At 45.9% G+C, this 15802-nt stretch carries 11 protein-coding genes; 5 read left to right on the top strand and 6 right to left on the bottom strand.

Features of this window, described 5'->3' with window-relative positions:
* Nucleotides 1-4: 4 nt before the first annotated feature.
* Both ABR189_RS04605 and ABR189_RS04610 read left to right on the top strand, forming a co-directional pair.
* Nucleotides 5-1645 carry a RagB/SusD family nutrient uptake outer membrane protein gene (locus ABR189_RS04605; protein WP_354659274.1) on the top strand — a complete coding sequence of 547 codons (1641 nt, stop codon included), beginning with the start codon at nucleotides 5-7 and terminating at the stop codon, nucleotides 1643-1645.
* A gap of 94 nt (nucleotides 1646-1739) precedes the next feature.
* On the top strand, nucleotides 1740-3662 hold the full coding sequence (locus tag ABR189_RS04610; protein WP_354659275.1) for a glycosyl hydrolase: 1923 nt from the start codon (nucleotides 1740-1742) through the stop codon (nucleotides 3660-3662).
* Between the two features lie 26 nt (nucleotides 3663-3688).
* On the opposite strand, the gene ABR189_RS04615 is transcribed toward ABR189_RS04610, so the two are convergent.
* Nucleotides 3689-5914, bottom strand: a complete 2226-nt coding sequence (locus tag ABR189_RS04615; RefSeq protein ID WP_354659276.1) for an FUSC family protein — start codon at nucleotides 5912-5914, stop codon at nucleotides 3689-3691.
* A 375-nt stretch (nucleotides 5915-6289) separates the two neighbouring features.
* Between ABR189_RS04615 and smc the strand changes: the two genes are divergently transcribed.
* Nucleotides 6290-9820 (top strand): chromosome segregation protein SMC, encoded by a 3531-nt coding sequence (smc, locus tag ABR189_RS04620; protein ID WP_354659277.1) that lies wholly within the window; start codon nucleotides 6290-6292, stop codon nucleotides 9818-9820.
* A gap of 201 nt (nucleotides 9821-10021) precedes the next feature.
* Nucleotides 10022-10420: a DUF4259 domain-containing protein gene (locus ABR189_RS04625; RefSeq protein ID WP_354659278.1), complete on the top strand. Its 399-nt coding sequence runs from the start codon at nucleotides 10022-10024 to the stop codon at nucleotides 10418-10420.
* Nucleotides 10421-10491: 71 nt separating this feature from the next.
* Here the strand turns inward: ABR189_RS04625 and ABR189_RS04630 are convergent, their stop codons facing one another.
* Nucleotides 10492-11760, bottom strand: coding sequence for a NupC/NupG family nucleoside CNT transporter (locus tag ABR189_RS04630; RefSeq protein ID WP_354659279.1), 1269 nt, complete (start codon nucleotides 11758-11760; stop codon nucleotides 10492-10494).
* 160 nt (nucleotides 11761-11920) lie between these two features.
* Here ABR189_RS04630 and ABR189_RS04635 point away from each other — a divergent pair, with 160 nt between their 5' ends.
* Entirely contained in the window at nucleotides 11921-14215 is a 2295-nt protein-coding gene (locus ABR189_RS04635; RefSeq protein ID WP_354659280.1) for a DUF7133 domain-containing protein, read from the top strand.
* Between the two features lie 114 nt (nucleotides 14216-14329).
* Here the strand turns inward: ABR189_RS04635 and ABR189_RS04640 are convergent, their stop codons facing one another.
* From ABR189_RS04640 to ABR189_RS04655, 4 genes are all read right to left on the bottom strand, one after another.
* Entirely contained in the window at nucleotides 14330-14506 is a 177-nt protein-coding gene (locus tag ABR189_RS04640) for a DUF1016 N-terminal domain-containing protein (protein ID WP_354661078.1), read from the bottom strand.
* A gap of 173 nt (nucleotides 14507-14679) precedes the next feature.
* On the bottom strand, nucleotides 14680-15069 hold the full coding sequence (locus ABR189_RS04645) for a hypothetical protein (protein WP_354659281.1): 390 nt from the start codon (nucleotides 15067-15069) through the stop codon (nucleotides 14680-14682).
* Nucleotides 15070-15169: 100 nt separating this feature from the next.
* Nucleotides 15170-15358, bottom strand: a complete 189-nt coding sequence (locus ABR189_RS04650) for a helix-turn-helix domain-containing protein (RefSeq protein WP_494337651.1) — start codon at nucleotides 15356-15358, stop codon at nucleotides 15170-15172.
* 69 nt (nucleotides 15359-15427) lie between these two features.
* Nucleotides 15428-15703 carry a helix-turn-helix domain-containing protein gene (locus ABR189_RS04655; RefSeq protein WP_354659283.1) on the bottom strand — a complete coding sequence of 92 codons (276 nt, stop codon included), beginning with the start codon at nucleotides 15701-15703 and terminating at the stop codon, nucleotides 15428-15430.
* Between the last annotated feature and the right edge of the window lie 99 nt (nucleotides 15704-15802).

The following is a 15802-nucleotide window of genomic DNA, read 5'->3' on the forward strand; positions in this document are numbered from 1 at the left end:
GTTTATGAAGCCGATTTTTCTTTTTATCATATTATACGCTTGCCTGACTACTTCCTGTACCAAACAGCTGAACGAAGAAATGCGTGCAGGCATACCGGATACCTATCTCAATACACCTGATGGTTTTAATGCCGGCGTAAATGCGGCGTATAGTTACCTGCGTACCTGGTACGGACAGCAAAATGGCGCCCAGCTCACCGTGTATGGTACGGATACCTATATGTGCGCATTGGGGGAACTGGCATTGGATGCCTACAATTTTAACCTGAATGCTACCAGGGGATTTATTACCGGTCCGTGGAATGATTTGTACCTGGCATTGAATGCCTGTAATGCGGTGATTTCCAGAGCGCCTAAAGTGCCTATGGCCGAGGATCTCAAAAATGTTCGCTTAGGAGAAGCGCGCTTTCTGCGGGCCATGTATTATTTTCTGTTGGTACAAACCTGGGGACCGGTTCAGTTATCCCTGGAAGAAACCACCAGCATTACCACCACCGCACATCGTACACCGGTAGACAGTATCTACAAAGCCATCATCGCAGACCTGGATTTTGCAGTGGCACATTTGCCTGCTACGGCTGCTAATTATGGCCGCGCCACCAAACCTGCTGCAGAACATTTTCTGGCTAAAGTATATCTTACCCGTGCAGGCATCAGCGCGCGCCAGCCGGATGATTATAAACGGGCGGCAGAACTGGCAAAGAACGTGATCACTAAATATAATTACCAGTTACTGAATAATTACTCCGATGTGTTTGTGCAGGGGAGTGGCGAGAAAAATCCTGAAGTGATCTTTGCGGTGCAATACAGTAAAGATGTATTGACAAATGGACAGGGCAACCAAAGCCACCTGTATTATATCATGGGATATACCGCTTTTCCAGGTGTATTAAGGGATCTGGCCAACGGCAGAACCTACCAGTTTTTCCGGCCTACCCGCTTTACAACGGATACCCTGTTTGATAAAGTACACGACAGCCGCTATGAAAAAAGTTTTATTACCACGTACTATTGCAATAACCCTGGTACCTTTAATATCAATGGCAGACAGGTAACCATGCAATTGGGCGATACGGCTATTTATCTGCCCGGCTATGAAGTGACAAAGGAAGCGCGCGACCGGGCCAACTATAGTATTATTACGCCCAGCCAGTATAACCAAACCAATTATCCCACTCTCAGCAAATTTATAGATCCGCAAAGACCTGATATTAATAACGTGGCCGGTTCCCGAGATTTTATCGTTTTCCGGCTGGCAGAAACCTACCTGATAGCGGCAGAGGCATTGATGATGAGTGGCAACACTCCGGAGGCAGTGCCTTACATGAACGAAGTGCGCCGCCGTGCGGCCAGAACCGGAGCTACACCACAGGAAACAGCAGCTAATAAACAAGCTATGGAAATCAAAGCTGCCGACCTGGACATTGATTTTATCCTGGATGAAAGAGGACGTGAATTGCTGGGAGAATATGTGCGCTGGTTTGACCTGGTACGTACCGGAAAACTGATAGAAAGGGTAAAACTGCATAACCCTAACGGGGCGGTCAATATCAAACCTTTTCACCTGGTAAGACCTATTCCGCAGGATCAGATAGACAAAACAGCCGGGGGGAATAATGCTTTTCCGCAAAATCCGGAATACTAACCATATAAGCTAATGGCGGGGCTGACTAAACAAGTATACACTACTTTTTAGTCAGCCCTGATTCAATATTATCTGCTTACAGAAGACAATAGCAATGAACAGTAAATTGATACGTGTTGCCCTGCTGGCTTTCAGTTTGGCCGGGGGAAGTTTGGGGGCAACAGCCCAACATAAATATCACCATCAGGCAAATGCTATCACTGAAAGTCCATGGGGAGTGGCTGCACATCCACTACGGCCGGTAGAATGGGAAAGTATAGGTAAAGTGAAGGCACTTTGCCAGGAAGCAGGCATCCGCTGGATGCGGACAGACTTTTCCTTTTCGTATATCTGTCAGTCGCCGGATACCTTGTACTTTGACAAGTATGATCAATTGTTAGAGCAATTGCAGCAAGGCGGGATGCAGGTGTTACCCATTTTGCAGGGATACGACTGGGAGATAAAAAACAAACGCCCGCAAGCCTGGCCACTATACCAGCACCCGGAAGAATGGCGCAGATATGTGAGGGCTACCGTCCAGCGTTATCATCACCGGTTAAAATACTGGGAGATCTGGAATGAGCAGGATGGCGGGTTCTGGAAGCCCAAGCCGGATGCGGCGCAATATGTTACCCTGCTAAAAATCGCTTATGAAGAGATCAAGGCTATTGACCCTACCTGTCAGGTAGTGATCGGTGGGCTGGTAAGCTGGAACGCACCCTATTTACAGGACATGTACAAAGCAGGCGCTAAAGGTTATTTTGATATCCTGGCCGTACATCCTTATCAGTGGGGACCTGATGCGAGTGCTAAAACACTGCGCGAAATGGAAGCCTTCCAAAGTGTAATGCAGGCGCATCAGCAAGGCCATCTGCCTGTCTGGATTACAGAGGGAGGCTCGTCTACCTTTACCGGGGCACTTACTTTGCAACAGCCTGATTTTATGATACAGGCCATACGTTACGCCCTCACGAAAATAGCAAAGACACCAGCTGCCGCCTTAACCATAGGTGTGGCGATGTCTCCCAGGGTAAAGAACCTGGAAGAAGAAGCGGGGAGCCGCCCCTGGCTGCCGGGAATAAAACTAAAAAGTATAGCCTTTGACAATCTGGCTACCCTTGATCCGCAACAATGCCCTGTACTGATTGGAACAGAAGGGTTAAATATTGATGCGCCTATGCTGGAGCCTTTAAAAGATTATGTAAAGCGCGGCGGCTTATTACTGGCAGTGAATAAACTGCCTTTTTTTACCGTGCATACACAAGGCGCGGATGGGATCTGGCGTGCAGCGGATCAGCCGGAAAAAACATATCCGTTCTTCCACATGGGGTTTGAAGCATTCTGGACCAAACCAGGTATTCCTGTCAGTACCCACCACGTACAATTGGCGCCGGCGGCTTTAGCGGCGGGCCTGCCTCCGGTAAAGGATATTTATATGGACCGCTTCCTGAGTGCTAAAAACATGGCGCCGGGAGATCACTACTATCCTATTATACAGGCATTTGACAAGGATGGCAGGTTGGCGGGAGAAGCCATGGCATTGTATACCAGCAAGGACTGGAAAGGGGGGATTCTGGCAAGTACGGCCTCCGTGGAAAGCGGCGTAACAGAAACAGTACAGGCCAACTTACTCCAACGGGTATACCTGACCTATCTTGCTGCCGGAATACAGAAAATTTTTTGGTACGACCTGCACAACGATGGTACGATGAAAGGAGAGCGGGAACACAACTTCGGATTGATGCATTACGACTGGACGCCCAAGCCTGCCTGGTATGCCTACAAAGCAATGACTGCGGCACTAGGCGATCATCCTGCTTTTGTTAAACGGATCTCCGGTAAGGATAACCAGGTATGGGCGCTGGTGTTTAAAAGGAAAGAAGATGGTAAACATGTCCTGGCCATTTGGTCTGTCGACGAACAAACCAATTTCCGGTTAAATCATAAAAAGAAAGACAAACCAGTGATGACGGGTACAGGCACGCAGGTACATTTTATTCCACTGGAATATCGCATCAAAGACTATACGATTCAATAGTTTTAAAGCTACAACAGATTATTGCCTCAGCTCAACGCTTTTTTCATATCCTTTACAAGCGAGAGGATCGCCTGCAGTTGGTCGCGCACCTGTTTGGTTTCCAGCATTTCATCCCGCAAGGGTGTCAGTCCCTTTCCATCATTTATTTCCAGTTGTCTGAGGTGAATGAGGTTTTCGAGGTGGGCATCCAGCACTTCCATTGCATTGGTGGGAGCAGGACAAGGAGGCTTTTCACCTTGTTGTGCGGGATTGCTGAGTGCAGCTATTTCGTTCAGGTATTGTATCAGGTGTTCACTCAGCTGTCCGTATTCCGGCCGTGGAAAATGCACGCCATGATGCATCCCGTAAGCGGCCAGTGCGGCTATATGAGAGGTGAGCGTATGATTCAATACCACAAAGTGATATACTTTGGAGGCATTTTTCTGCTTGCTTTTGGGTTCCGACAGCATACGCTGAAAGGCCGACATCATATTCGCCGTGTCTACATAAGTTTCTTTGCGCGCCAGCTTATAATCTGTGATGGTCAGGGGCTGATTGGTATACAACCGCATCACCTGCTCAAAATACGCTTTGTTGGAAAGCGTCATTTTATGCATATAATTAGGCAATGAATTATGCTCCCATACCGGCCACAGCACCTGGTTGGCCACAAAGGCCAGGGCGCCGCCAATAAAGGTATCTATTACGCGCTGGGTGGCATTGTAGAGGTCGGCCGGATGTAAAAAATGTAGCAGGAAGATGATAAAAGGAGTTACGAAAAACACACTTACCGTATAGTGGAAGGTCATAAAGCTGTAAGCCCCCAGTATACATACCAGCATGACAATAAATATGGCCGTGTCATCCTGTGTCAAGAACAATACCCCTGCGGCAAACAAGGCGCCTATAACGGTACCTATTAAACGTTGGACACTGCGCGACCTGGTAAGGCCAAATCCTGGTTTGAGGATCACTACCACTGTGAGCAGGATCCAGTATATCCGGTCTATATGCAAGGCCAGCCCCAGCAGATAGCCGGTAACGGTGGCCAGGCTTACCCGGATGCCATGCCGGAAAATATATGATTTGAAAGAAAGGTTATCCCGGAAAGTAGCCAGGTCGTACCGCTGGCGGGTGGTGAACTTAGATAGCTCCAGTTTGGGATCTATGGTTTCATCTTTCAGCTTTTCCAGGCGGGTAAGCCGGTGCAGGTTATAAATACGCTGTGCCATATCCTGCAGGTTGTGCACGATATTATTGAGCGGTATCAGCTTGGTCCTTTCTTTTAGCGTAGGCAGGGAATGATGCATTTCGGCAATCGCCTTCTTCACCTTTTCTATTTCATGACGCAGGTTCTCTTTGGGCAAAGAACGTTGCCCGGACGCTACGGCCAGCCCGATATTTTTCAGCTCTGTGGCAAAGCTGTCTATCAGCACATGAAATTTAGAGAGGATATCCTCTCCCTTAAAAGTAGCCTGCAATGCCTTGTAATCTGTTTGGGAAGCCATGATCTGCTCCTGCAGGTCTACCATATCCAGGAAGATCAGCACCATGCTTTTGTTGATGCTGGTAGTACCTTGCTGGGCCGACCTTCTTTTCAGTAGTAACTCCCGTACACCTTCCTGTTTTTCGTTCACCAGCACCTGCTGTTCCAGCACGGCCTTGTAGTTATCTGCTACATTTACACCAGGGGTGTAAAAGTTGGAACGCAGCTCCAGGTAACGGGCGGTTTGCATAATACAATCTCCCAGCGTTTGCTGCACGTTCAGATAAGGCCTTATCTGCCATAGGAGGAGGGCCAGTGCTGCATACCAGGCACTGCCGGCCAGCACCAGTCCTGCAAAAACAAAAGACAGCTGTACAGAATGCTGTGGTTCACCCAGCACAGATACCATCACCAGCAAACAGGCGGTACCGATATTACCACCCCGGTTACCATACACCAGCAGCATCGCAAATACAAAACAGCATCCCATGATCCAGGGAGCCATCAGATAGGGGTAAGGGGCCAGTAATCCGGTACCCAGTGCCGTAAGACATATCAGGATGGAGCTGATTATCAGGCCGTTCCGCTTGTGTATGATCGTACCAGGTACATCTGCCAGTGCAGTACATAAGGCACCCATGGAAATGCCGATCCCGATGTCCAGCTTCCCCATAAAGGCAAAGACAATGGAAGGGACTACCACACTGATGGTAGTACGTAATCCATTACTAAAATGATAACTATATAGAAAACTCTTAATGTCTTTAAGCCAGTGTGCTGTCTGCAAAATGATTTGTCTGTTTGCGGTTTAAACAATTGAGGGCAAAGATAATAAATTAACCAGCTGTGAGCTATGCGGAAAAGAGCTATGAGCCATGAGCTACTAGCTGCTAGCTTTTGTAGTGCTTCCCCACCGTATAAAACTCACAGCTAGTCAATCCAACATGACACCAATAGCTCGCAGCTCATAGCTGGTAGCTCGTAGCTCTTATTTAACACCCCTGATCTAACCGCTTAGTAACGAACCTCTTACCAACCTCTGAAGAACATTTTATTCACATTTGTGCATAAATAATTACTTAACATTATGTGTTCTCACTTAATTTACTCTTTGATTGGGTAAAATTATATCTTTGACGGCTTAACAAAACCTGGAGAATTTGTGCGTTTAAAAACACTAGAAATTAAAGGCTTCAAAAGCTTTGCTGACAAAACCGTTCTGCAGTTTGACGAGGGTATTACCGGAGTGATTGGGCCAAATGGCTGTGGTAAGAGTAATATCATTGACTCCATACGCTGGGTAATAGGAGAGCACAAAATCAGTAACCTGCGGTCTGAAAACCAGGCCGGACTGGTATTCAATGGCTCCAAGTCCAGATCTGCCAGTGGGATGGCTGAAGTAAGCCTGACGTTTGAAAACACCAAAAACATTCTCCCTACCGAGTTTACTACTGTTACCATTACCCGTAAGTTCTATAAGAACGGCGACAGTGAATACCGCCTCAATGATGTGGCCTGCCGTTTGAAAGATATCCATAACCTGTTCATGGACACCGGTATCAGCACCGATTCCTATGCTATTATTGAGCTGGGGATGGTGGATGATATCATCAAGGATAAAGAAAACAGCCGCCGCCGTATGCTGGAACAGGCTGCTGGAATCTCTATCTATAAAACCCGTAAAAAAGAAGCTAAGTCCAAACTGGACGCTACAGAAGGTGACCTGAACAGGATAGAAGACCTGCTCTTCGAAATCAATAATAACCTGAAAACACTCGAAAGCCAGGCCCGCAAGGCAGAACGCTTTTATGAGGTGAAAAAGGAATACCGCGAGATCAGCATTGAGCTGGCCAAAGCGGCACTGGAAGGATTCAATATTACCTATAAGGAGCTGAATGATCAGCAACAAACTGAGTCCGACAGAAAACTGCAGCTGGAAACAGAAATTACGATTGCGGAGGCGGCAGTAGAGGAAGATAAACTGCACTTCGTGGCTAAAGAACGCGAACTGCATGGCATGCAAAAGTCTTTTAACGAACTGGTAGCTACCATCCGTACAAAAGAAAATGATAAGAACCTCGCCAGCCAGCAACTGACCTACCTGCACGAAAGAGAAAAGAATATCAGCGATTTCCTGAATAATGCGGAAAGCCAGGTACAGGGCTTTACCGATTCTATTGCCTTCTCCGAAAAACAATCGGTAGAAGAACAGGAACTGTTTGATACCATGGAAGATGAACTGGAAACCCTCCGCGAAATGGTAGAGGAGAAAAAGGAACGTTTCCATGTGAAAAAACAAGCGCTGGAAAATCAGCGTAATGACCAGCAAAGATGGCAGCGCCAGCAGTTTGAGGCCGAAAAGAAAGTAGCGGTAGCAGATACCTCCGTGCAAAACCTGCAAAGAAGTATCCAGCAGCTGCAGGAAGAAAAGGCCAACCGCCAGACGCAGATCCAGCAACTGGAAGACGAAAAGGAAGGATTGCAGGGTATTCTGGAAAACAGCAAAACCGACCTCGATGGGATGGTGCGCTTCCAGGAAGAAACCAAAGGAAAAATACTGGCTACCCAGGCGGATATAGAAGGACTACGGGATAATCTGGTAGATGAAAACCGTAAGCTGGATGCCAAAAAGAACGAATTTGAACTCTTAAAATCACTGGTAGACAGCCTGGAAGGGTATGCTGAAAGTATCAAATTCCTCAAAAAGAATGAGGAATGGAATAACAAAGCGCCTATTCTGAGCGATATCTTTTTCTGTAAGGAAGAATACCGCACCTGTGTAGAAAACCTGCTGGAACCGTACCTCAGCTACTACGTGGTAAATAATGCCGCAGAAGCGATCCAGGCTATCCAGCTACTGGACCTGCACAAAAAAGGTAAGGCCAACTTCTTTATCCTGGACCAGTTTCATCATCAGAGCGGCGGATTGTTTACGCCTCCGGGTACTGTACCTGCGCTGGAAGTGGTGGAAATTGATGATAAGTACAAAGGCCTTGGACATTATCTGCTGGGCAAAGTATTTATTACAGAAGATGTGGCAGCTATGGATTTTAGCCAGTTGCCTGATCAGGACCTGCTGCTGGTAGAAAAGAGCGGCCGTATGCACCGGGGGAAATATAACCTCAGCGGTGGTTCTGTAGGATTGTTTGAAGGGAAGAAACTGGGTCGTGCCAAAAACCTGGAGAAGCTGGAAGCAGAGATCAAAGACCTGGAAGTGGTAGTCAGCACCCTGCGTCAGCAATTACAGGAAAAACATAATGAAGTACTCGGCTACAACAGTCAGCTGAACGAAAATAATATTAACGCAGCACGCGAAAAGATCAACCAGCTCAGCAACCAGCTGTTTGGTTTGCAGAACCGGATCGAAAACTTTCATCACCTGATAGAATCAGGGGATAAACGGATCGCGGAAATGCAGCAGTCCCTGGAGCAAAACCAGGAAAGCATTTCAGGTGTACGGGATGAACTGGAAGACCTGAACGATAAAGTACAGGAGCTGCAGGAAAACATTGTGGAAGCCGACAGGGCTGCACAGGAAGCAGAACAGCAGTTTAACCAGTCCAACGTGCAGTTCAATAATCAGAACCTGCAACATACCCGCCAGCATAGCAAAGTGCAGGCATTAAAACAGGAACTGGAATTTAAACGCAAACAACTGGCCGACCTGCACGTGCAGATCACCAGCAATAAGACCCAGCTGGAAGATGCGGTGGCCAATATTACAGCTGCTACTGAAAAACTCAGCCAGGCTGAGGATGGATTAATAGACCTGTTCCGCAGAAGGGAAGAAGAAGAAAAAGCCCTGAACGAAAAAGACCAGGAATATTATAACTTCCGCAACCATCTGCAGGAGCTGGAAGCAACACTGCGTGCCAAGCAACGTGCCAAAGAACAGCTGGAAGCACAACTGAATGTTATTAAAGACAAGGTAAATGAACTGAAACTCCAGCTGGCTTCCATGAAGGAAAGGCTGAGCGTGGAATTTAAGGTAAACCTGGACGAAATACTGGATGAGCAGCGTACTTCTACGATCTCGGTAGATGAATTGCAGGGAAGTGCAGAACGACTGAAAAAACGGCTTGAAAATATGGGCGAGATCAATCCTACCGCTATTGAAGCCTACACGGAAATGAAAAAGCGGTATGAGTTTATTCTCGAACAAAAGAACGACCTGGTAACGGCCAAAGAATCGCTGATGGCTACTATCCAGGAAGTGGAATCTACGGCCAATCAAAAGTTCCTGGATACTTTTACTGCCGTAAAAGAAAACTTTATACGGGTGTTTAAAGCCCTGTTTACCGAAGAAGATCAGTGTGATATGATCCTGAGCGACCCGGAAAACCTGGCAGATACCGGTATTGAAATTATTGCTAAGCCCAAAGGTAAACGCCCCGCTGCTATTACCCAGCTGTCGGGTGGTGAAAAGACATTGACAGCTACCGCTTTATTGTTTGCCATCTACCTGATTAAACCAGCCCCATTCTGTATCCTGGATGAGGTAGATGCGCCCCTGGATGATGCCAACGTTGGTAAATTTACCAACATGATCCGCAAGTTTTCCGATAACTCCCAGTTTATTATTGTAACACACAATAAACAAACCATGGCCTCTGTAGATGTGATCTATGGAGTTACCATGCAGGAAGCCGGCGTGAGTAAACTGGTACCGGTTGACTTCAGGAGCCTCAATTAAGAGCCGTTAGCTGTTGGCTTTTAGCTATTAGCTTTCCTGCAAGATTGAGTAAAGACAAAAAAAACCGTAGGCTATGGCTAATTGCTAAAAGCTAACAGCTCTTTTTTTTCACTTTTTCATCGAATTGCTTTTAATTCGCGTAATAAATCTGGTATTGAGCATCATTATATTTTATAACTTTTAATTACAAGCTGCATTACTATGGGAGCATGGGGCACCAGGAATTTTGAAAACGACGGATCACAGGACTGGATATTTGATCTGATGGATAATAAAGATGCCGGAATGGTATCGGATACTTTGGCACGTGTGCTGAATAATAATGAAAACCTGGAGATATCGGATTGTGAAGAAGCATTGGCAGCAGCAGAAGTGGTAGCTGCACTCGCAGGTAAGCCGAGTGAAGACATTCCCGAAGATCCGTTGGACACGCTGGATGTACTGAATATTATTGTGACTTCTTCATTACGTCAGCAGGCAATAGCTACAGTACAAAAGATCCAGACCGCTTCTGAAATGAAAGCGCAATGGGAAGACCAGGGACAGGCGGAAGCCTGGAACGGCGTGCTGAATAACCTGGTTCAGCGCCTGAAAATATAATTAACTTTCTCAGTATGATACTGCCGGTTGTGGACCCACAACCGGCTTGTTTGTTTAGACCCAATTGCTGTTTATATCAGTATGCCTGCAATGGTAGCTGATAAGTAGGAGGCCAGCGTACCACAAAACAGCGCTTTTAATCCTAACCGCGCCAGATCTGCCCGTCTTTCCGGCGCAATCTCTCCGATACCACCTATCTGCATACCCACACTGCTGAAATTGGCAAAACCACAGATGGCGATACTTACGATCAGCAGTCCTTTTTCAGAAATGATAGGTACGGCTTTATCAGTCAGGTTCTTAAAGGCAACAAATTCATTGATGCTGAGTTTTTGCCCCAATAAGGTAGCTACATTATTGACATCGGCATCCGGTACGCCCATGGCCCAGGCCATTGGATAAAACAGCTTGCCGAAGATCCAGTTAAGGCTGAGGTCAAACTGAGGATTGAAGATATGCCCTATCTTGATAAGGCCCCAGTCCAGGAAGGCAATGATGGCAATAAAACCTATCAGCATGGCAATCACATTCATTGCAATTTTAAATCCATCACCGGCGCCATGAGAAATGGCATCTATTACATTGGTATAATTACTCTTTACTTCCAGCTTTACCCGGCCCATTGTCTGGCTTTCTTCCGTTTCGGGATAGAGGATTTTGGATATCACCAGGGCGCCCGGCGCTGCCATCAGGCTGGCAGTGATCAGCTTGGGAGCCAGGTCTAATCCGGCTTCGGCACCCATATTGGCATATACCACTAATATACCGCCCGCTATACAGGCCAGGCTGCCGCTCATAGAGGCCAGTAACTCACTTTTGGTCATGCCCTTCAGGTAGGGACGGATCATCACCTGCGCTTCTACCTGCCCTACAAAAGCACTGGCCACATTACTCAGGGCTTCTGCGCCACTCACCCGCATCACATAGTTCATGGCCCTGGCTATCAAAGCTACTACCCGCTGCATAAGGCCAATATGATATAAAACGGCTACCAATGCACATACGAGGATAATAGTAGCGGTTACATTAAAGGCAAATACAAACCCATTTACCGCATAGTTGCCTATTGTGCCGGTAGGTGGTTGCACTACACCAATGCCGCCATATACAAAAGCGGCTCCCTGACGGGCAAACCCTTCAATCTTTACCATCCCTTTCCCCAGCTGCTGGAAAAACCAGTTCACCGGGGCCACTTTAAAAACCAACAAGGCAATCGCTATCTGCAACCCGATTCCACTGACGACCAGCCTGTAATTAATTTTTTTCCTGTTATTGGAGAACAAAAATGCCAAACCCAGGATGAGGGCAATTCCGATAATGCCTTGAAAGCGTCCCATCATATAGATTAAATAACTAAGTGGTGACGAAGATATGTATTTTATGTATTCAGCATGGGCTACAGCCCATAAATGCCACCTGCCGGTCATCAAAAAAATACCCGCTCCCTTTGAAAATCTCCCGTCAAAGTGTATTTTGGGTTTTTGCAATCGATTTTTAGTAATGAGGAATATAAACTTAATGCATTGTGGATGGGGGATTGTGTTGAGCCTGGGAATGATGTCATGTCAGCAAAAAGGACAGCAGGAAGATAAAAAGGTAACCGATTCTTTGTTGATGCGTCAGCAAATAGGACCGTCGCCTGTACTGGATGCTAAAACCGCGCTGCAGCAAATGCAGGTGGAAAAAGGTATGGAGGTACAACTGGTGGCTGCGGAGCCGCAGGTGATGACGCCGGTAGCCATGACATTTGACGAAAAAGGCCGTATGTGGGTGGTGGAAATGCATGGCTATATGCCGGATACCGTAGGTACGGGGGAAGATATTCCCAGTGGTAAAATAGTGATCCTCGAAGATACCAATGGGGATGGTATCCCGGACAACCGTAAGGTATTCCTCGACTCCCTGGTATTGCCCCGTGCTATCTGCCTGATAGAAAACGGGCTGCTTGTGGCAGAACCACCTAAATTATGGTTTGTAGAAAATAACCAGGATACCCCCGGCAAAAGAACGCTTGTAGATGATAAATATACCGAAGGAGGAAACGTGGAGCATCAGCCTAATGGGTTGCTCCGCGGATTGGATAACTGGATCTACAACGCCAAATCAGATAAACGTTATCGTAAGCAAGGTACTAAATGGTTGAAGGAACAAACCCATTTCCGGGGCCAGTGGGGCATTACCCAGGATAATTATGGCCGCTTGTTTTACAATAATAATTCTGAAAACCTCCTGGGCGATTTCTTTAGCCCTGGCCTGGGCAGTGAGCACCCGCAACAACGCAATGTGGCTGGTTACGACGAAAATATCGTACCTGACAATAAGGTGTACCCCATCAGGACCAACACCGGGGTAAACCGGGGTTATATGAAAGGCATCCTGGACGATAGCCTCCGCCTGGCCAACTTTACAGCAGCCTGTGGTCCGCTGGTATACCGGGGCCATCTGCTGGGCGAAGGATATGAAGGCAATGCTTTTGTGGCAGAACCTTCTGCCAACCTGATCAAACGTAATATACTCACAGATAGTGGTTATATCGTTACCGGCCATCAGGCTTACAAAGGTCACGAATTCCTGGCCAGCAAGGACGAACGTTTCCGCCCGGTAAGCCTTTATGATGGTCCGGATGGAGCATTATATATCCTCGATATGTACCGGGGCATCATTCAGCATAAAACTTATCTCACGCCTTACCTGAAAGCAGAAATAAAAGCCAGGGACCTGTCAGATCCCCTGAATTGCGGACGTATCTACCGCGTAGTACCACAGGGCAAAACTGTTACACCGGTACACATCAATACCCAGCCGGATAGCCTTTTTGCATTGCTGGACCACCCTAATGGCTGGATACGTGATAAAGCACAGCAACTGATCATTGACCGTCACCTGGTACAACTGGAACCGGCATTGCATCAACGCCTGCTGCAAACAGACAAACCGCTGGGATTGATCCATGCACTTTGGACTCTGGAAGGATTGCAGTGCCTGCAATATAAGGAAGTAGCGCCCTTGCTCCGGCAGGGTAATCCCTATATCAAAGCACAGGTATTGACCGTTTTGCCGGGAATCTTACACCGGGGTAATATTGCCGCGGCTATTGCTGATCTGAATGCAGCAGTGCCCAATGTATTCCTGGCGCCTTATATTGCGTATATGCTACCGGCAGTAAAAAAGCTGGATAAAGTGGCGGCCGGAAAGCTGGAGGAGCAGTTGATAAAAACCTACGCCAACGATAAATATGTAGCCGATGGGGTGATCAACAATGCGGCTGATCAGGAAACAGCGCTGCTGAAACAGATCACCGACTGGAACCCGGATACTACACTGGTTATCCGCCAGCGGCTGGAACGGGTGATCAAAGATATCGCCAACCGGAAAAAAGCCCGGATGGACGATGCCCTAACCAAAGAATTTCCCAGAGGTAACCTGATCTTTAAAACAGTATGCCAAACCTGCCACGGAGCAGATGGAGATGGGATACAATCGCTTGCCCCACCACTTAACCAAAGTAATTGGGTAAATGGTGATAAAAATAAGCTGGCAGCCATCGTGTTGTACGGATTAACCGGTCCGGTAATGGTAAATGGTAAAGTGTACAAATCCCCTGAAATTAACGGCGATATGCCCGGTATTGGCAATAATGATGAGTTTTCTGATGCAGATATCGCCCAGGTGATCAGCTTTATCCGCAATGCCTGGAGCAATAAGGCCAGCAAAGTAACCGAGGCAGATATTGTCAAGGTGCGTCAGCAATACAAAGGCCGGCAAAAATCATTTACTGCAGAAGAGTTGAAGTAACTTTACTGATGATCGAGCAATCTGCTCAGTGCATTTTCTAACAGTTTTTTATCGGGTAGGTAGAGCTGATGTTTAGCTAGTAACACTTTGTTGGTTCTACTACTTGTTGCATATTCAACAAGAATAATGGCTCCATGTCAATTTGTGAGACAGTGTCTCACGTTTTGGGGAACTGTTATATAATTTTCTCATATATAATAGATTGGATCTACTGAATCTTTTGCCGTAGGACTTAGTAAGGTCTTTCGACAGCTTGTCAAATAACTGACTGCCATATTCAGCAATGCGAATATACTTTAAGCTATCTTATGTAAGAGGCTTTTGCGAATTTCAGTTATCAAATCAGGGAGCTAACATTAAAATACCCTGGAGGTGCAGTGGAGAGAAACCCGGCAGCTCTAAATATGAAGAAAAAGTAAGCTATTCAGATTATGGGGTATTAAAATTAAAAAATCGAAACTCTTTTATCTATTGGCCAATGTAAATGTATTTTTCATTTTTTGAAGGTCTTCGAATTGCGCCTCTAAACTTTTTTGCATTGTGGCTATATTACTTTTAGTATATTTTGAGTTTTTTACTTTTTGATATAGATTATCGGATAGGTTTGTATCTTGGGATTCTTTTAAACCCTCAATATAGCTTCTATAAGTAATGCCCTGGTACAGTTCAATATCTAAGGCATTTCTTTTAATGGCATACTCAGTCATTATACAACTTACTTCTTTTGACAGTTTTTGTGTGGCCAGAAATAGAGCTAAGAAATTTTTCTTCTCTTCTGTTGGTTCAGCATAGAATGTTTTGGTAAATGTTAACCATGCAATAATTAAACTTGCTATAGCTATTGTTATTTCCATAATATTATATTGATTTGGGATAGGGTAGCATCTCGGTTAGCAGAAAGTGTTCATCATTATCAGACACAAATATTTTCCTAACTGGATGTCCTAAAACTAGCTACCCAGCAAACACAAAATCAAACAACTCTTTAGGCTGTATATCCAACCCTTTCGCCAGCGCATATACCACAGATAAAGTTGCTGCATGTTCGCCATTAATTACACGATACACCTGCTTGGTCTCAATATTACTATGGGCTGCAACCTCTTCCGGGGTCTTTCCTTTAGCATCTAATAGTTTCTTCAAGTTTTGACCGAAAGCCGTTATATAAGCTTGATTTTTAGTTTTCACAGGCTCAAAATCCTACTAAACCAGTTAATCAAGAGCTTTAAGCTCTTCTATCTTTTTGTAAAAGTCAGAAAGTGTAATGTTGAAATATTTGCAAAGTGCAGCTATTGTGCTGACAGTAGGATTAGCATTAGCTGTTTCTATTCGGCCAACATGAATATTGGTATCATTGTACACTTCTTCCTGACTAACGTCTTTAGCGTCTCTTAATTCTTTAAGAACCGTAGCTATTCCTCTTAAAAGCGTATCGTTTTTTATTTGCTTCGCCATTATTATACAAGATGGGAAGAAATAATTTTTCAAATAATGACTTATTTGTCATTATTTCACTATATTCGTATTGTCAATTGGATACCAGTATACGTAATTTGATATGACTCTTTATGACTAAGTAAAGATGGT

It is taken from the genome of Chitinophaga sp. H8, from assembly GCF_040567655.1.
Classification (GTDB): Bacteria; Bacteroidota; Bacteroidia; order Chitinophagales; family Chitinophagaceae; genus Chitinophaga; species Chitinophaga defluvii.

Excerpts from the sequence above, each read along its gene's own strand:
- ABR189_RS04605 (WP_354659274.1), top strand. The coding sequence starts at position 5 with ATGAAGCCGATTTTTCTTTTTATCATATTATACGCTTGCCTGACTACT.
- ABR189_RS04610 (WP_354659275.1), top strand. The coding sequence starts at position 1,740 with ATGAACAGTAAATTGATACGTGTTGCCCTGCTGGCTTTCAGTTTGGCC.
- ABR189_RS04625 (WP_354659278.1), top strand. The coding sequence starts at position 10,022 with ATGGGAGCATGGGGCACCAGGAATTTTGAAAACGACGGATCACAGGAC.
- ABR189_RS04630 (WP_354659279.1), bottom strand. The coding sequence starts at position 11,760 with ATGATGGGACGCTTTCAAGGCATTATCGGAATTGCCCTCATCCTGGGT.
- ABR189_RS04635 (WP_354659280.1), top strand. The coding sequence starts at position 11,921 with ATGAGGAATATAAACTTAATGCATTGTGGATGGGGGATTGTGTTGAGC.
- ABR189_RS04645 (WP_354659281.1), bottom strand. The coding sequence starts at position 15,069 with ATGGAAATAACAATAGCTATAGCAAGTTTAATTATTGCATGGTTAACA.